At 68.0% G+C, this 18206-nt stretch carries 10 protein-coding genes; 6 read left to right on the top strand and 4 right to left on the bottom strand.

What is annotated here, in order from left to right; genetic code table 11:
* Positions 1-311: 311 nt before the first annotated feature.
* Both Mth01_RS22285 and Mth01_RS22290 read left to right on the top strand, forming a co-directional pair.
* Positions 312-1049, top strand: coding sequence for a TIGR04255 family protein (locus Mth01_RS22285; RefSeq protein ID WP_204017869.1), 738 nt, complete (start codon positions 312-314; stop codon positions 1047-1049).
* Between the two features lie 30 nt (positions 1050-1079).
* Positions 1080-1901, top strand: a complete 822-nt coding sequence (locus Mth01_RS22290; RefSeq protein WP_204017870.1) for a hypothetical protein — start codon at positions 1080-1082, stop codon at positions 1899-1901.
* A 195-nt stretch (positions 1902-2096) separates the two neighbouring features.
* On the opposite strand, the gene Mth01_RS22295 is transcribed toward Mth01_RS22290, so the two are convergent.
* Positions 2097-2369, bottom strand: coding sequence for a hypothetical protein (locus Mth01_RS22295; protein ID WP_204017871.1), 273 nt, complete (start codon positions 2367-2369; stop codon positions 2097-2099).
* On the opposite strand from Mth01_RS22295, the gene Mth01_RS22300 reads away from it, so the two are divergent.
* The 4 genes from Mth01_RS22300 to Mth01_RS22315 all read left to right on the top strand — a co-directional run bounded on the left by Mth01_RS22300 (position 2370) and on the right by Mth01_RS22315 (position 14427).
* The gene (locus tag Mth01_RS22300) at positions 2370-2651 is read left to right on the top strand and encodes a hypothetical protein (protein ID WP_204017872.1); all 282 of its coding nucleotides are present in this window, start codon (positions 2370-2372) and stop codon (positions 2649-2651) included.
* 502 nt (positions 2652-3153) lie between these two features.
* Positions 3154-9459: a hypothetical protein gene (locus Mth01_RS22305; protein ID WP_204017873.1), complete on the top strand. Its 6306-nt coding sequence runs from the start codon at positions 3154-3156 to the stop codon at positions 9457-9459.
* A 110-nt stretch (positions 9460-9569) separates the two neighbouring features.
* Positions 9570-11504, top strand: coding sequence for an MBL fold metallo-hydrolase (locus Mth01_RS22310; protein WP_204017874.1), 1935 nt, complete (start codon positions 9570-9572; stop codon positions 11502-11504).
* Positions 11505-11883: 379 nt separating this feature from the next.
* Complete coding sequence (locus Mth01_RS22315; RefSeq protein ID WP_204017875.1) at positions 11884-14427, top strand: molybdopterin-containing oxidoreductase family protein; 2544 nt, start codon at positions 11884-11886, stop codon at positions 14425-14427.
* A gap of 166 nt (positions 14428-14593) precedes the next feature.
* Here the strand turns inward: Mth01_RS22315 and Mth01_RS22320 are convergent, their stop codons facing one another.
* From Mth01_RS22320 to Mth01_RS22330, 3 genes are all read right to left on the bottom strand, one after another.
* Positions 14594-15562, bottom strand: a complete 969-nt coding sequence (locus tag Mth01_RS22320) for a hypothetical protein (RefSeq protein ID WP_204017876.1) — start codon at positions 15560-15562, stop codon at positions 14594-14596.
* Entirely contained in the window at positions 15559-17832 is a 2274-nt protein-coding gene (locus Mth01_RS22325) for a heavy metal translocating P-type ATPase (protein ID WP_275409002.1), read from the bottom strand. The genes Mth01_RS22320 and Mth01_RS22325 overlap by 4 nt, the downstream gene beginning before the upstream one ends.
* Before the next feature lie 121 nt (positions 17833-17953).
* Complete coding sequence (locus tag Mth01_RS22330) at positions 17954-18175, bottom strand: heavy-metal-associated domain-containing protein (protein ID WP_204017877.1); 222 nt, start codon at positions 18173-18175, stop codon at positions 17954-17956.
* Positions 18176-18206 lie beyond the last annotated feature (31 nt).

An 18206-nucleotide genomic window follows, 5' to 3' on the forward strand; every position in this document is an offset into this window, starting at 1 on the left:
GGCGCGCACACCGCCCACCGCATACGGCACGCCGACATCACCATCCACCAGCACGCCCTCGAACTCGACCAGCCACCTGGCCGGCCTGCTCGCCGAGATAACGGCCCTGGCCCAGCAGCTCGCCGGGACTGGGGACACGCCCCTGTAACGTGACGCCGTCAGCCGAACGCGCCACGCTTGACGCAGCCGAGGAGCGCGTGCAGATGCTGGTCTCTCGCCACAACGGCATTGTGACCACCCCGGCATATTGATCATTACACAGCCCTGTAGTGTGATGTAGCCTGTGATCTGAGTCTGCCTGGGAGCTCTCCGTGTTTGATTTCCTGCCCTACGCCGAGGCCGTCACCCTGCGGCATGCTCCTGTCCAGCAAGTCCTCGCCCAGGTGCGTTTCGCCCAGCAGCTCGCGCTGGGAACTCCTGAGGGGATCGCTCCCGTGCACGAAGCCCTCGTGGAGAGCTATCCGCGCCTGCTGCAGGAACAGGAGCAGGTTCTGACGATGACCTCGTCAGGTGTGACAACTGCCACCCGGCTCCAGCATCGTCTCACCGACCTGTCCCAGTCCTGGTCGGCAGTGATCGGCCCCGACCATGTGACAGTGGAGACCTCCGCCTACACGTCGTGGGCCGCACTTCGGGAGCGAGTCGAAGCCGCGCTGACCGCGGTAAACGACTCCGTGCACCTCAGGGTTCGTGAGCGCATCGGGCTCCGTTACATCAACCATCTCGCGGCCGATGCCGACGGCACGTTTATCGACCGTGTCAGGCCCGAGCTACTGGGCCCCGCCTCCGATCCGGGGTGGCTGCCGAACCTCACAACCACCCTGAGCCAGGCGATCGCAACGGATGGGCCGGCCCAGCTGTTGCTGCGCCATGGAATGAGCGCTGAGCAGTTCGGCTCCTACCTGATCGACATCGACTGCGTCGACGGCAACGCCGCCCCCTTCTCGCTTGAGGAGACCCTCAACTACTTCGACCGGATGAACGACGCGGGATACCGTTGCTTCTGCTGGTGCGTTCCAGAGACGCACCGGAAGCAGCTGGTGTCTTGACGCCGAGCTTACGACCATTAGGGAGGCACTGTGGTCAGCTTCACGTCCGGGGGCATGCAGGCTCCCACGACAGACACGAGGGGCGCCGCCGAGTCGATTGATCGGCGATTCTCCATCGCCTTCCCGCTGGGGACCTACTCTGAAGGAGAAGCTGTCAGGCTCGTTGTGCGCTGCCACTCAGCCGGACTCGACTCCGCGATCCTGGATGACCTGTTCCAGGCACTGCGCCATGCGGAGAGTCCCACTGCGCTTCTCCATTGGGCCACCCTGCTGGGCACGGCGGGAGCGTTGAGGCTGGCCATCGCGGGACCGGTCCTGGAGATTGAGGAATGTCGCCCGTCCACTCCGGCTGAGCCGATTGTTGAGAATCTGCCCAGTGAGTCGGCCCGACTGCCCGACGACCCGGCCCACGCACGTCTCGCCCGTGAGCTTCGCGACATGACTGGCCTAGGTGCCAAGGTCCTCGGCAGCGTCCTCGGCGTGACCCGGGAGCAGTATTCGCGCTGGGCTAGCGGGCATGCTATCAGCGATCTGCGTCACGGCCAGCTACGGTACCTCCACACCTTGATGGCCGATCTGACCCGGCGGTTGGGGGATGTGGAGGCGCGGGCATGGCTCCATCAGCCGGTCGCCGGCGGTCCAACCCCTGTGGAGCTTCTGAAAACACGCCAGTGGGAACAGCTCCATTGTGCCATCATCCAGCTGTCCGATCCGGAGCCTGTGGTCGGGGGCGTAATCGTGGCACTCTCGGCCCCCGATCCTGAGGATCTCCCGAACGACGATGCGGAGGACGAGCCCTGGAGCCCCTACCAGTCTCCAGACGCGGCCACAGAACCGGGCGGAAGGCTCTAATCGTCCATGAATCCCCCCACCTCTGCAGTGGAGGACACCAACTGGCTCGAAGCTGAGCAGCTCTACCTGTGCCGCGGATCTGCCTGCGAGATCGACCGGCCGATCTTCCAGGGCGATGTATTTCGAGGTGTGCCATTCCCGATCATGCCCTCGACCCCTCCCCCTCCCGGCCGAGCCGAGTTCGATGTCGTCGAGTCACTCGTCATGGTTGTTCCGCACCCATGCCAGTGCTATCAGGGTGACAACCTCCGCAAGCGGCTGACTGTGGCGCCAGTTACCGCAGTTGACTCCTACGGCAGCTTCGGGCGTGATCGCACTGGAGCGAAGGACAAGTTCGCCCTGCTCGATCTGCCTGTCCTCAGCGACGGGCAAGAGGTGCGCCTTTCTCACGTCGCCGACTTCGGCCGTCTCGTCACTGTTCCCAGCTCGTACCTCCGCCCTGATCGCCGCATCGCCTGTCTCAGTCACATGGGGCTTGGGCTCCTTGCGAAACGGCTGCTGCAGTACCAGCTCCGCGCCCCCAGCACCTTGGCCAACACGATGGCCTACACCTACAAACAGTGGAACGAGGCCATCGCCATGCAGGCCTGGATCCGCAGGTACGGCAGCCTCAAGGGCTTCTCCGACTGGACCCGGTCGCCACGGATCTTCCCGGGCATCGCTCCGGGCGCCCCGATGACACCCGGCCAGATCATGGCCGGAGCCCTGGAGGTCGTGCTCGATGCGATCACCGGTACGGCGGCCGAATAGCGTTCGTGGGCCATCGAGACCGGAGACTTCGTCACCATCGCCCTGCGCGAGGCCCTCGCGGGCAGTGGCGGCCGCTGCGTCCTGCAGTCCGCACATCAGGACGCGGACATCTACCAGATGCGCGGGCAACCTGCCGCGACCTCCAGCTCGGCATCCTGAACAAACCGGGCTCCATCGCGGCGGCGGGGTGACCGGGTGCACCGGTTACACGGTAGAAGCCCATGCCTGCCAAGCGATACTTGAGCGTTCCTGCACCTTTACTCCGAGTATATATACTATTAGAGCAGGTTGCCCTGTGAATCCGATTCACTGTTGGCAATCAGGTTCTGGCAGAGTATGGTCTGTTCGTCACCGACTATCCAGCGCGCCGACCCTCAGCGAGACCGGTCATTTTCCACTGTAGTCCCCGCCCCAATCGCTCTTCGCCTGGATTCGGCGGCACCGATCGACGTTTCGCTGTCCATGGACGATTCGCAATCCACGAAGGTAGAAGGGGGATACGGTGCGCCAACTCTGCATCGGGAAGGGCCCGCATGACCGGCACCCGGCACCTCTGGGTGACGTCAGCGCCCTGGCCGCGTACGAACACGTCGGCCTGATCATGACGGATGTGGCGGCCCGGGTGGCCTCGGACGACCTGATGGCGGTCCGTCACTATCCGTCGCCGGTCCGCAGAAGGGTCCTGAGGCATGCCAAGCTCGGCGACGTCAGGTCAATGTCCCGGTCGGCGGCCACCGGTCTCACCCGCATCCTCCAGGGGAACGACGGGAAGCTGCGGGCCTCCCTTGCCTGTGCTCTGAGCTCGCCCTTCCTTTTTGGCTTTGAGAACCACGACGAGCTCTCCGCGGACGAGTGCGCCCGCCTGCTCCACCCTGGTCAGGCCGTCGACGTCCTCTCCAACGCCCCTGCGCTCGCCGCAATGATGACCACCGCCAAGGACCTCACCGAGAGCATGGTCGACCTCGTCCTCGCCGACGTCTACCGGCACGACCTGCCACTCTCGACGGTGGCGCTCGGTCTGCTCGTGGGCTGTGCTGAGCGTATGAGTCCCGTCACGGCGGACGCGGTCCGCTCCGCCTGGCGAGAGCTCCGCATCGGCCATCCCCTGCTCCCGGAGCAGCCGATCACGTTCTCCGAACTCCGGGAGGCCGCCCTGTCCAATCCGGCCACTGGATCGCTCCAGGCATCCCACTCCAATGAGTCTCATGCTGGAGAGGAAGAGATGACCTCGGTCACCCGCGAGCCCGTTGAGGACGATCAGCAGCCCTCTCCCGCGGCCCTTGGGGCGGAACTCGACCTTCTGCGTCGGACGCTTGGGAACGCGGCGACCTCCGCCGAGCGGGTACGGCAGGCGTTCGCCGATGCCGGACGGCCTCTTGATGAGGATGTCGAGGCGATCCTGCGGGGCGTCCGCGAATTCGACGGGCTCCGAAACAGGCTTGAGGCCGTGCGCGGCTTCGCACTTTCCGGCACGACCGCCGAGACGCTCCAGCACGAAATCACCCGACTCGAGACCGAGGACTCCCGGCGCAGAAGGATCCTCGCCCTGGCCCACGTCAACGGCCCGTCGAATCTTGAAGACCTTCTCCAGGAGGTCCGCGAGGCCGCCAGGACAGAGAGCCCTGTTCTGGAGTTCCTGGCGGAACTCATCAGCCTGGCCGACGATCCCGACGCCCTGGACAGGACCGACGAGCTGCAGGAACGGTTCCGCCAGGAGGCCCCCGCCGAATGGCGGAAGCTGGGCGCGGCAGCGGTTCGAGGTTGGCTGACGGTTCCCGATGATGTCGACGCGACCCTGCCTGCTCCGTTGAGCGACGGGATGCCTTCGGAGAACGACGGCGACAGCGCAACTACCCCATCGGACGGCGTGCCCGCTGAGGGCTCCACAGGTGGGGGCTCGACGGACGAAGACCCGACAGAGGATGACGAGGGGGGTGTCGCTCCTGCGACGGACGAGCCGCAGGCGCCCTCCTCGCCATCCGCCGCGGAGACTCCACCCGTTCCGGTGGACGTGAACCAGCACACCGGCCTGGATGAGCTCGCCGACCTGGACGCCTTCATCGAGACCATGGCGCAGCCCGTCAAGGACGAACAGCCGGTCGAGTACAAGCTGCCGCGTCCGGTGAAGGCGCGTGTGGCCGCCCCGCAGGAGTTCGTCCCTCCGCCGGGCACAGAGGTGACCGAGGTGGGCGCGGACGACAGGTCCGGGGTGGGACCCTCCCGGCCGACCGCCTCCCCGGCGGGCGACGGCGCCCCGAAGCTCACCGGTGGCGTGGGCCTCACCGGCGACGCCGCCGTGGCCGAGGCGGCCGCGCTCCGTGCTGGGCGGTTCGGATTGGCGGCGTGGCTGCGTGAGGCCGCCTGCAGACCGTCCGCGGAGGCGAGCGCGCGACAGTGTGCCGCGATCTCCGCGGAGACGAGCGAGTTCGCCGGCCGGCTGTCGGCCGCCTTCACGGAGTCCGCAGCGAACGTGACCGTGAAGACCCTCGGCGACGACACACCCGGTCAGTTGCTGGCCTGGGCGGCCGCGCTACGCAGCGGATTGGTTCACCCGACCCCGGAGGCGACCCGCTTGCTTGACGAACTGTCGCCGGTGCTGTCGCCGTACCCCGGCCTGATGGCGTACGGTGAGGCGTTCGGCAGGATGGCGAAGGCCGGGGCCTATCTGGTGCCCGGCCTGTCGGGGCGGATGCACGACGCCTCACGGGCGGGCGGAAGCCGGGAGCAGGCCTCCGCCACCGCGGCCAGGTTCCTGGACGAGGGCCCATCCCAGAAGATCAAGTACGCTCTGGCCACGGATGTCTGGAAAACCCTGATCCAGGATGACTCGTCGGGTCCGGGGAGGCTACTGGCGATCGCAGCCCGCGACGACGCGTCCATGGTGCGCGAGATCGAACAGGAACTCGACAGGCTCCGGACTGGAGACGCGATCGGCCGGCTGATCGACGCGACGGCCAAGACCCGGGCTCGCAGAGGGGCCGACCGCATCCACTCCGGCGCCAGGGCCAAACTGATCGAGAAGATCGAGAAGGCTCTCGACCTCGTGGCCGACTGGGTGGCCGCGGTACGCGATCTGGAGTCGCTGCAGACGGACGACTCCGGTGTCTCCTGGGTCGTCCGGCACCTGGACGAACTCCGCGCGACTGTGCAGAGCCATCGGACACAGGTCGAGGACGAGATCACCGCCTTGGCAACCTCCTCCGACCCGCTCGTCGCCGCGGCGGCGTCCGGGATCTCGCGGCTGGTCCACGACTCCCTGCGCCTGCTGGACGGCGAGCCGCTCACGCAGCCGGAACCCTTGCTCACCCACCTGCTCAACGGTGACCTGCTCCTGTCCCCCGTGATCGACTTCGGCGCCGACACCGTCATCCCGCGAACCCGGCCCGCGCTCGAAGACCTGCTTCCCCTCTGCACTGCCGGCAACCGCGACTGGCGGGCGGCGTTCGAGGGACGCGCCAGGATAGGCGACCACCGCGGCACCCGGGCCCTCCTGTCGGTCCTGGCGCAGGAGGACCACAAGCTCCACACCGAGCTCCGCCAGCGCAGGGAGAAGCTGGTCAACGAAGCCCGGCACGAGCGTGACGACCGCATCGACGATGTCCAGGACCGGATCGCGGAGTGGCGCCGAGCGGGAGTGCTCCCCGAGGTGACCGCCACCCGCTTCTCCGCATTGCTCCAGGCTCTCGGCAATGACGAGCGGGACGACTTCGACGTGATCACGCGCGAGCTGAACGCGTTGGAACGGGAGGTCGCCCGCATCCGCGACGAACAGCTCACCAAGGGCCTGGCCGAACTGGCCGCCCTGAGCGCCGAGAACGCCGATATCGCCGACGTCCGGGAACGCATCAGGGCCTACATCGAGGAGGGTGACCTGACCACCGCCCGTGAGTTCATGGCGCAGGCGGAGAGTGGCAAGCGGCTGCCCGAGATATCGGACACGGTTGACCATCTGGAACGGTTCTTCCCGCACTTCCCGCAGGCCTTCGAGACCATGTCCGCCCGGCTGCCGGCCAGGCAGAAGGCTCGGGAAGGGGCAGAGTGGCTGCAGCGGCTCAAGGACGCGCTCCGCACGGGTCAGGAGGTCGACGAGCCCGAACTGGGCCTTCTCCTGCGCCGGACCGTACTGTCGGTCTCCGGCATCCCCCACAGCCGACGAAGCGTCGCGGGAGAGGGCCTGCGTCTCTGGCACGCTCTGTCCCAGGGGCCGAAGGGAGCGGGCAACCTCAGGTCCGCCATCACCGCGGTGCTGCAGGTGATCGGCCTGGAGGGCGAGCAGGGGGCCTCCCGGGAGGAACGGGACCGGCTCTGGATCACGCTGGATCAGGTGCGCACGATCGTCGATCCGCAACTGCCGGCCTTCGGCTCCCGGATGAGCCCGTCAGGTGACCGGCTCCAGCTCCTGCTGGTGTGGCGAGCGCCGGGACCGCAGCAGGTCGTCGAGTGGCTGAAGGACCAGCCGGCGGACCAGACCGTCCTCGTTCTCTACTTCGGTGTGCTCACCGTGGAGCAGCGCCGCCAGTTGGCCGCGGTGAGCCGTAGACGTCCCACACCGGTCGCTGCGTTCCTGGACGACGCCGCGATCAGCTACCTCGCCTGTCTGCCCGACGCGGACTGGAGCACAACGGTGAACCTGCTGGCCCCGTTCACCGCCACCAACCCGTACGCGCCCACCGGGGACGTGCCGGAGGAGATGTTCTACGGGCGCCTGGACCAGTTGCAGGAGGTGACCAGCCGGGCAGGATCCTCCTTCGTCTACGGCGGGCGGCAGCTCGGCAAGTCCGCGCTGCTACGCAAGGCCGAGCGGAACCTCCGCAAGACCGACCCGAACCGGGTGGTCATCTCCGAGGTGATCCAGAACATCGGCAAGATCGAATCTGTCGCCGCGTTGTGGCGGACGCTCGCCGACCGGCTCACGCAGGCCGAGGTCCTGCCGCAGCTCTCGGCGCCCTCGGCCGGCCCGGAAGGGATCTGCCGGGGTGTGAAGGAGTGGATCGAGGCCGATCCGGCGCGGCAGTTGCTGATCCTGCTGGACGAAGCCGACGAGTTCCTCAACGCGGACGCGAGGGACGCCTCCTTCAGTAACGTCATCGCCCTGCGCAACCTGATGAACGAGACGGACCGGCGCGTGAAGGTCGTCTTCGCTGGTCTGCACCAGACGGCCCGGTTCGAGAGCCTGTCCAACCAGCCTCTCGCCCATCTGGGAACGCCCATCGCGGTCGGCCCGCTCGACCCGCAGGACGCCTACAATCTGCTGACCAAGCCCCTGGAGGCGCTCGGGTTCAGGTTCTCCCCCCGTCTGGGGGCGCGCGTGATCGCGGAGGCGAACAACGCTCCGGCCCTCATCCAGCTGTTCGCCGACGCCCTGCTGACCCGGCTGCGCCGGATCTCGGCAGCGCATATGGCGCTGCCGTACGAGATAACACGAGAGGACGTGGAGGCGGTCTGGCGGGACAACAAGCTCGCGCGTGGTTTCCGTGACCGCTTCGAATGGACTCTGAACCTGGACAAGCGTTACAAGGTCATCGCCTATACCGTTGCGTTCCACGCGCTCGACGAGAGTTCCGCCGGCGAACTGACCACCAGCCAACTGCGAGCCGAGTGCCTGGAATGGTGGCCGCACGGATTCAAGGACTCAACCAGCGACGGATTCCGGGGGCTGCTGGAGGAATGCGTCAACCTCGGCGTCCTCGCCGCTGATGGCGAACGCTACCGGCTGCGCACCCCGCATATCCTCAACCTGCTCGGCGGCGCCGAGGAGGTGGAGGCCGTGCTCGGGCAGGCCGAGACGTTCGAGCGGCCCGAGGAGTTCGATGCGCAGTCCTACCGCGACGTCTACAAGGAACACGGCGAGCGGTCCCCCCTGACCGGCAGCCAGGTGACGCGGCTGCTTGGTCACCGCAACGTGTTACATCTGATCGCCGGCTCCCCGGCCCTGCAGATCGATCGGGTGGCCGCCGCCCTGGAGGAGACCGCGTCGCGGCACAATCAGGCCCGGACACTCCGGGTCGGAGCGGACGGTCTCACTCTCCAAGGGGCGCTGCAGCGCGCCGAGCAGAGCTCCGGTCACGACACCGTGATCGTCGACCTCAGCGGTCAGCAACCCAGGAAGGCGGCCACCATCGCGCGGACGGCGGCGAAGGCCATCCCCGCGCCGACCAAGGGGACCCGCTCCATCGCCCTGGTCGTGCCGCCCGAGCATGCCTCGGAGTGGCTCTCGGCCGGTCGCGGGGTCGAGACGGGAGACAACGGCCCCGGCTGCTTGGCCGGCGTCGCCGAGTTGATCGAGCTCCAGCGCTTCAACCAGGCCGCTGTCCGGCAGTGGATGCACGAGGTCGGCCTCGGTTTCCAGGACAGGTCGAGCCAGGACGCGCTGCTGCGCACCACCGGAGGCTGGCCACTACTGATCAGCAAGGTGGTCCAGACGCTCACCGCTCGCGACGCCGACCCTGAACACGCCCTGGAGCAATGCCGGACGTATTTGGAAGAGGCTCCGGGGGAGTTCGTCCGGTCGTCCGGAGTGCTCTCCGGCCCGGCGCTCGGTGCCGCGTGGCAGACGCTGGTGGAGATCCTCGACACCGCGGAGAGCCAGAGCCCCGAAACGCTCGCCGACCTCCTCACATCGATCGGAGACGACGGTGACGACCATCCTCTTTCGGAGGCGAATCTCCAGGAGGAGGGCTTCATCTCCACCGCGGACCTTGTGGAGGTGCTCCGAATCCTCGGTGCGCTGGTTCCTCAGGACGATGGGACGCTGAAGCTGGAACCCGTCCTTCTGAAGGCCACCCAGCGGATGGGGCTCTCCCGGTGACGGACCTTCTCCAACCGATTCTTCGCGCCGCGGCGGAGGTGATTCTCTCCCGGCCAGGACTGAACGGGGAAGAACACGACGCGGCGCGATTCGCCGTCGAAAATCGCCAGATGATCGTCGATGCGCTGGTCCAGGTCCCGGCTCTCCGCTCCAAACTCCGGCGTGACCTGCGGATCAACCGCGACCAGCCGGACCTGAAGGCCGTCGCCACGCTACTTCTGTCCCCTGACGACGACGTCGTCCAGGCCGGCCTACGTCTTGCGGAGCGGTTGGGCCGGCAGGACGACACTCGTCGCACCCTGCGCAAACGCCACCAGGCAAAGATCGACGATCTTCGTGGCAGACTGGAGACGGCCAGGGGGCGGCACGAGCACGCCCACAGAGCACTCCAGAGCGCCAAGGGCGCGCTCGCCGACGCGGAAAAGCGCGCGGAGGAGCTGGACACCCAGGCGGCGGCCTTGCAACGGCGGCTGCACGATCCCCGCATTCTGGCGTCCACCCTGCTGGCGGCCCTGCAGCGGGTCCCCGACGCTGCCGACGGAGGGCCGGAGACCCGGGACCCGCGCAACCTCCGGGCCGAAACTCAGGAGCGGACCGAGCCTCCGTTTCTTCTCGCGGCCCAGGCGGCCGGTATCGCACCGGAGGCCCTCGCGACGGCGCTCCAGGCGATTGTCACGCCCTCGCGGCCAGTGCCGGCGCCTCCTCGGGTAACCGTCAGCGGGGAACGCCACCTTCGTGTTCACCCTCTGGGAGGCGCCGACGAGATCGGCGGCTCCTGCATGCTCATCGAGGCAGGTGGGACCCGCCTGCTGGTCGACGCCGGACTTCGGCCCGGCGATCCGGCGCTCCCGCCGCGCGACATCGACCAGGCCCTCGCAGGGGCGGTTCATGCCGTCGTGGTCACGCACGCCCACACTGACCACTGCGGTTATGTCCCCGCTCTGGTCGAACGCCTTCCGGATCTGCGGATCTTGGCCACCCCGGAGACAACCGAGTTGATGCCCCGGATGTGGGCCGACTCAGCGAAGCTCATGAGCGAGCGGGAGCGGCTCCACCGCCGATGGGGCGCGGACAGCGAGGTCCTGTACCGGCGCGACGCGGTCGAGGCGGCCGTACAGCGCTGCGAGGAGGTCCCGTTCGGCGTCGTACGCAGGATCGGCGACCTCACCGTAGAGCTGTTCCCTGCCGGCCACATCCTCGGTGCCGCAGGGGTCGTCGTCCAAGCCGGCGGCCAACGCGTCGTCATCACCGGTGATATCTCCGGCTTCCGCCAAGAGACCGTGGACGGCTACTCCGTCCCGGACTCGGCACGTGAGGCGGATCTCCTCGTCATGGAGTCCACCTGCTGTGCGGAGGACCACGACTCCCGGGAGACCCGCGTCAGGGACCTGGTCCGGGCCATCGAGGAGGTGTACACAGCCGGCGGGCGCGTGCTCATCCCGGCCTTCGCACTGGGGCGGGCGCAGGAGCTCGCCATGATCATGCGCAGGCATCTCCCGCACGTGCCCGTACTGCTCGACGGGATGGCCGCCGATGTGACGTCGTCGTTCGAGCGCATCACAGCGGACCGGTCGGCTCCTCTGCACATCCTCGGCGGCGGCGTGTCCCGCGCGCAACGTCCCGATGACCTGGACCTGTTCACCTCCGGCGTCGTGATCACGACATCGGGCATGCTCACCGGGGGCCCTGCCGTTCAATGGGCCGCCCGGATCCTGCCGGAGCCCCGCAGTGCGCTGTTCCTCTCCGGTTATCAGGACGAGGAGTCCCCCGGCGCCAGGCTGCTCAGACTGGTCGAGGAGCAGACCTCGTACCTATCCATGAACGACCACGGCGTGGAGAAGGACATCCCGCTGCGTGCACGCATCGAGATGATGCGCCTGTCCGCGCACGCGGACAGGCGCGGGCTCCTCGACGTTGCCGACGAGGTGGGAGCCCGCGAGGTGATGCTCGTTCACGGCCTACGGCATCGCCAGCGGGACTTCGCCAAGGTCCTGGAGGTCCGGGGCCACAGCCCGGCGACGACCGGCCGGTGGGGTGGCGAGTGACCTCCTACCAGCCGGGGTCACCCCCGTTCGCCCTACAGCTTCACCTGCGCGGCGAACCAGACAAAGAAGGCGACCACGGACATGCTCGACGCCCTCGACTACCGTGAGATCCCGATCAAGTGGACCATCTGTGACGGGGGCCACGGTCGCAACGAGATCCGTACCGCGGGGCGGGGACCCTTCCCGCCGGACCTGATGAGGCGGTTCCGGATGGCATCAAGCTGCCGTGCACCTTGCTGCCTGCGCGATCCATTCCCAGAGCTCGCAAGCGAACACGAGAGTGGTGCTGACGCCCTGAGTTCGCGGCACATCGGACTCCTGGCACTGACCATGTCGTGACCATGTCGATGCGAGGAACCATTGCGACGGGAGAGACGCCATGCTGGAAGAGGAGTCCTCACCGGCCGGAGAACGCACGGACTTCACCCGGCGCGGAGTTCTGCGCGGCGCACTGCTCGCGAGCGCCGGCGTGGCCGCCGGAGGACCGCCGGGGCTTGTTCCCTTCGCGGCTCAGGCGGCATTCGCCGCACCTCCCGCTGCCGGAGGTACGGACAAGTCGTCGATGCCTGACTTCAACGTGGATTCGTCCGCGCTGAGCCCCGACCGTACGGTGCACAGCGCCTGCCAGTTCTGCAACAGCAACTGCGGGATCGAGGTGACGCTCAAGTTGGGCCGGATCCTCGAAGTCCGCGGAGAGCAACGGGATCCGGTACAGGCCGGCAACCTGTGCGTCAAAGCCCCCATGATGACCGAGTTCGTCTACAACCGCCTGCGGCTCACCAGGCCCCTGCGCCGCGTCTCCGGGCGGAAGGGCGACCCGAAGAGTCGCTTCGAGCCCATTTCGTGGGACGAGGCCCTGAACATCATCGCTCGCCGCTGGCTCGCGCTGCGAGACGCCGGGGAGGCGCGTGCGATCGCGAACCGGACGACCGGCCGGCTCCCCCGGGGAACAGGAGCGCTCGTCTCCCGAGTCTTCGCCCTGCTGGGAAGTCCCAACGACACCGACGTCGGCCCTGTCTGCAACGACGCCGGAGGCAACGCCCTGGCCGCCACCTTCGGGCTGGGCAACTTCACCAACGGCTACGGCGTCGACGGAGCGACCGGCAAGGAGGACCTGGGGTCGGCGAAGTTCCTCCTGCTGCTGGGCACGAACCAGGCGGAGACGCACCCGGTGACCTTCGCCCACCTGCTGCGCAACCGGAAGCGTACCGGTGCGCGGCTGGTGGTCGTCGATCCGCGCAGCACCCCGACCACCGCGCACGCGGATCAATGGATCGCCCCCAAACCGCACACGGACTTCGCGCTCGCCCTCGGCATGCTGCATCACATCGTCACCGCGAAGTTGCACGACAAAGCCTTCGTCGACCGGTGGGTGCTCGGGTTCGAGGAGCTGCGAAACCACCTGAAGGCCAAGGGCTACACCCCTGAATGGGCCGCGGGCGTCACGGGCGTGTCCGCCGCGACGATCCGGCGACTGGCCGTCGACTACGCCACCAGGCGGCCTGCCGCCATCTTCTGCAACGCGGGCATCTCACATCAGCTCGGCGCTTTCGACACCTACCGTACGCTCGCGATGCTGGCCGCGGTCACCGGCAACATCGGCGTCCCCGGCGGAGGATGCAATTTCATGCACAATACCTGGCCCGGCGGGCTGAACCTTCCATCGCTGAAGGTGGCGACACCGAGCCGGGGTCCGGCGTTGCCGGTCGGTCCGGACACGTTCGCGGAGTCGATCCTCACCGGCAGGCCCTACCGTCTCAAGGCCGTGATGACCGAAGGCAACCCGCTGATCAGCTCGGCCAACACCGGCAAGGTGCGGGAGGCGTTCGCGAAGCTGGACTTCTACGTGTACACGGGCCTGTTCATGGAAGAGGCCGCGTACTACGCCGACATCATCCTGCCTGTCTGCAGCGGTCTGGAGTTCGAGGGCGTCTACATGCGTCGCGACGACCGGGCCATCCGCTGGCAGGACGCCGCCGTGGAACGCGTCGGCCAATCACGGTCGGACATCGAGATCTGGATCGATCTGGCCCACGCCCTGGGCCGCAACGACCGGCGCCACCCCGATTCTTACTGGACCGACGCCTTCCCGGCCGAGTGGAAGAGCTACCCGAAGCTGTGGGACGCCTTCGTCGCCAACACCCCGGGCATGGGCGGCATGACTCGCGACCGGCTTCGGTCCCGTGCCGAACCTCTGCGTTGGCCCTGCCCCACGACCGATCATCCGGGCGTCAGCACCTTGTACCTGGATCACCCGAGCTGGTACGGCGCCGCCGAGTCACTCGATCCCGCCAACCACGGCAAGAGGTTCCTTACCCCCAGCGGCAGAATCGAGATCACCACGCCGAGCCTGGAGAGCAGGCTCGCGCCGAGCGGACACCATGCCCTGCCGATCTTCTACACCCATCCGGAGGTGACGGGCGCGAACCCCACCATCGCGTACGAGGACCGGTTCATCCCGAATCCGATCAATCCGGCGGCCCTCACCAGGCCCGTTCGTCTCGGCGTGCCGGGCTCCGGGGCCGTCCACGCCGAATATCCCCTCATGGGGATGACCGGCCGGCCGAGCGTGGCGCACTTCGCCTCCGTCACCCACTGGACTCCGACCGGTAAGCGCCTGAACGGGATCCGGCTGGTGCAGATCCATCCCAGCACCGCGCGCGAGCTCGGCATCGCCGACGGCGACACGGTGATCGTGGAGAGCCCGCGCGGTTCTGTCACCGGTACGGCGCTGCTGGACAGCGGAATCCGCGTCGACACCGTCTTCGTGCCCAACACCTTCGGCCCGGCCCAACAGGTCGGCGACGACTACGGCGATCCGCGTTACGAGCCGGCGAACATGCTGATCGACGACCGGCTCCACGACAACCTCTCGGGCCAGCAGGCGTACAAATGCTTCGCCTGCCGGGTCCGCAGGAAGTGACGCACGCAGGCATCCGGTCCGGTCGCGGTCGCGACGTCCCAGCCGGCGCCCGGGGGGAGCGCGGGGTACGGCGAGACGCCCTGACCTGTCCCCCTTCCACGGGGCATCACGGATGTGCGGTGGGGCTGGAGGCAGGGATCGGTCATACGGCAATCTTCCTATCGTTTCAGTCACCCGTCAGGGATGGGAACGGGGATGGGACGGCGTCCACGCGATGCGTGCGCATTCCGGTAAGAAAGGCCGACCTGTAGGGACGCAGGTCGACGTCGCCTGTCGCACCGAACATCTCCAGTCTCAGGTCCGGTCCACGCACCGGCCGACCGTCGTCGCCGGTGGCGTAGGCAAGGACGAAGGACGGATCGGTGAGCGCGCTCAGACCCACGATCCGGTCGGCCTGGTCCGAGCCCGAGCCGGGATCCACGAGATGCGACGGCACGGAGACGAACCCGAGGCGGCTCTTGAAGCCGAACAGGCCCGGCTTGACCATGTGGCCGTAGAGGTTGGGATCACTGCCGAGGCTGACCCAGCCGAATCCGCGCCGGCGGGCCTCCTCGATCACCTTCATGTACAGCAGCCGCGGGAGCCCCGCCGCACGGTGGTGGGGCACCACCGCGGAGAAGCGCGCCCGCACCTCGTCCTTCTCGCGGGACTGCAGGCTGAGACAGGCTCCGGCCAAATCGGCGCCGTCCCAGACGCACACGGCGAAGTACTGATCGGCCGCGGCCAGGATCTGGGCCCGCTGCGCGCTCGCGCCCGCCCATCCGTGCCGCATCTTGCCGACCTCACGCTCGTACAGCGGCAGGAACAGTTCGAGCAGCCCCGCCGAGACCGGACGGATCTCGAATCTCACCCCGGTGGCGCGGACACGGCGGCGTGCCGCGAAGACGTTGCGCCTGTCCTTGCTCGGAAGTCGCGCCAGATAGTCGTGCTCGGTCTCGGCCGTGGCCGTCCGCCAGACGACGACCTGGGGTTTGGGGAAGAATCCCGCCGCGGCCAGCTCCGCCCATCGGGCGAGCGGCGGGTCCTGCACCCGTACGATGTCGACCTCGCCTCGGCATGCTGTCCAATCGCCGTTGAGCGCCTCTTCCACGTCGACGACAGCCATGGGGACGCCGAAGGCCACGGTCCGCATCATCGGTTCTCCTCCGCGGCGGCGCGGAAGCGCTGCAGTCTGAGGCTGTTGCTGAGGACGAACAGGCTGGACGCCGCCATCGCGGCTCCGGCGACCATCGGGTTCAGCAGCCCGAGGATCGCAAGAGGAACGGCCGCCACGTTGTAGGCGAAGGCCCAGAAGAGGTTGCCTTTGATCGTCCCGAGGGTCCGCCTGGACAGCCGTACGGCATCGGCCGCGGCGCGCAGGTCCCCCCGCACGAGCGTGATGTCGCCCGCCTCGATCGCGGCGTCCGCACCTGTGCCCATGGCGATGCCCAGGTCCGCCTGAGCGAGAGCGGCGGCGTCGTTCACCCCGTCGCCCACCATGGCCACGACCCGCCCGTCCCGCTGCAGTCTCTGGATGACCGCCACCTTGCCCGCCGGCATGACCTCGGCCTCGATCTCGGTGATCCCGACCCGCGCGGCCACCGATTCCGCGGCTCGCCGGTTGTCGCCGGTCAGCAGGATCGGCGTCAGGTCCAGTCTCCGCATCTCCGCCACGGCCTCGGCGCTGGTCGGCTTCACCGTGTCCGCGACGACGAGCACGCCGCGGACCCGCCCCTCCCAGCCGACGAGAACCGGCGTGAGACCGAGAGCCTCCGCTTCTCCGATCGCCTTGTCCAGTTCGGGCGTGGTCGGCGCCTCCGTCTCCAGCCACGACGCCCGGCCTACGCGTACCGCGACCCCCTCGACTTCACCGCGTACCCCCAGGCCCGCGCTGCCTTCGAAATCGGAAACCGGGGGAAGCGTTCCCAGGCGCTCGCGTGCCCCGGCCGCGATGGCCCGCGCGATCGGATGCTCCGAGGCGTCTTCGAGCGCACCGGCGAGCCTGAGCAGTCGGTCGGCGTCCTCTCCGTGGCCGGGTACGACATCGGCCAGTCGCATCGATCCGGCGGTGACCGTACCCGTCTTGTCAAGAACGATGGTGTCGATGCGTCTGGTCGATTCCAGGATCTCCGGGCCGCGTATGAGGATCCCCAGCTGGGCGCCGCGGCCCGTACCCACCAGGAGCGCGGTCGGCGTCGCCAGGCCGAGCGCGCACGGACAGGCGACGACCAGGACGGAGACGGCGGCGGTCATCGCTCCGGCGACGTCGAGTCCGTTGCCCAGCCAGAAGCCGAACGCGGCGACGGCCACCGCCACGACGACGGGAACGAACACGGCCGCCACCCGGTCGGCGAGGCGCTGCACGGGGGCCTTGCCCGCCTGCGCCTCGGTGACCAGCCGTGTCATCTGGGCGAGCTGGGTGTCGGCACCGATCCGCGTCGCCCTGACGACCAGACGCCCGCTCGTGTTGACGGTGGCGCCGACGACCGATGACTCCGGGCCCACCTCGACCGGAACGCTCTCGCCTGTGAGCATGGAGGCGTCCACGGCGGAAGCGCCTTCGACGACCACACCGTCGGCGGCGATCTTCTCCCCCGGCCGGACCACGAACAGCTCTCCGACCGCCAGCCGGTCGATGGGCACCCGGACCTCGCGGCCGTTTCGCATCACCGCGACGTCCTTGGCCCCGAGCTCCAGCAGCGCCCGCAGCGCGGCGCCCGCCCGCCGCTTGGACCGGTGCTCGGCATAGCGGCCGGCCAGGATGAAGACGGTGAGAGCGGCGGCGACCTCGAGGTAGATGTGGTGCGATCCCTCACCCGATATCGGCCGCATCACGAACGGCATTCGCATGCCCGGGATGCCGGCGTATCCGAAGAAGAGCGCATAGATCGACCAGCCGAATGCCGCGATCACCCCGAGCGATATCAGCGTGTCCATCGTCGCGGAGGCGTGCCGCAGGTTCTTCCATGCGGCGACGTGGAACGGCCACGCACCCCAGACCGCCACAGGCGCGGCCAGTGTCAGTGACAGCCACTGCCAGTAGTCGAACTGGAGTGGAGTGATCATCGCCATCGCGACGACCGGCACGGCGAGCCCCGCGGAGATCAGGAGCCGCCGCCGTAAGACGGACAGGGAGCCGTCATCGGTACGCTCGTCGCTCTCGGCCCCCTCCGCGGCCACGGGTTCGGGCTCTGGGAGGGCCGCGGTGTATCCGAGGCCTTCGATCACCGCGATCAGATCGTCGACCGAGACTCCGGCGTCGTATTCGACATGCGCCTGCTCAACGGCCAGGTTGACCTCGGCCCGTACGCCTTCCATCCGATTGAGCTTGCGTTCGATCCGCGCCGAGCACGAGCCACATGTCATGCCGCCGATCAACAGGGTGACCTCGGATCGTGCCGCCAGCGGCAGAGCTGTTCCGGACACGGCTATCTCCTCTCGACCCGCGATCAGAACTCGACTGGAGGCACCGCCGTGCCCAGCGCGTAGGACAGCAGGAAGACCACGGCCAGCAGCGCCAGGAAACCCGCGATCTTGACACTGCTTCTCATGAGAGGATCCCGGCGAACCGGTATCCGCTCTTCTCCACGGCGGCCTGGACGGCTTCCTCGGAGACAGGTGCGGCTGAGCTGAGCTGAACCCGCCCGGCCTTCGGGTCGACCTCGATCACATCGACACCCGGAATGCCGGTGGTCAAAGCACTGCGCACCCGGTTGGCGCAGCCGCCGCACGTCATGCCTTCAACCGCATATGTGGTGACGACGCTCACGACATGTTCCTTTCAGGTTTGGTTGTCAGGG

It is taken from the genome of Sphaerimonospora thailandensis, from assembly GCF_016863115.1.
In the GTDB taxonomy this organism is placed as follows: domain Bacteria; phylum Actinomycetota; class Actinomycetes; order Streptosporangiales; family Streptosporangiaceae; genus Sphaerimonospora; species Sphaerimonospora cavernae.

Coding starts and splice junctions, on each gene's coding strand:
- Mth01_RS22300 (WP_204017872.1), top strand. CDS start 2,370: ATGGGGCTTGGGCTCCTTGCGAAACGGCTGCTGCAGTACCAGCTCCGC.
- Mth01_RS22320 (WP_204017876.1), bottom strand. CDS start 15,562: ATGATGCGGACCGTGGCCTTCGGCGTCCCCATGGCTGTCGTCGACGTG.
- Mth01_RS22310 (WP_204017874.1), top strand. CDS start 9,570: ATGATCGTCGATGCGCTGGTCCAGGTCCCGGCTCTCCGCTCCAAACTC.
- Mth01_RS22315 (WP_204017875.1), top strand. CDS start 11,884: ATGCTGGAAGAGGAGTCCTCACCGGCCGGAGAACGCACGGACTTCACC.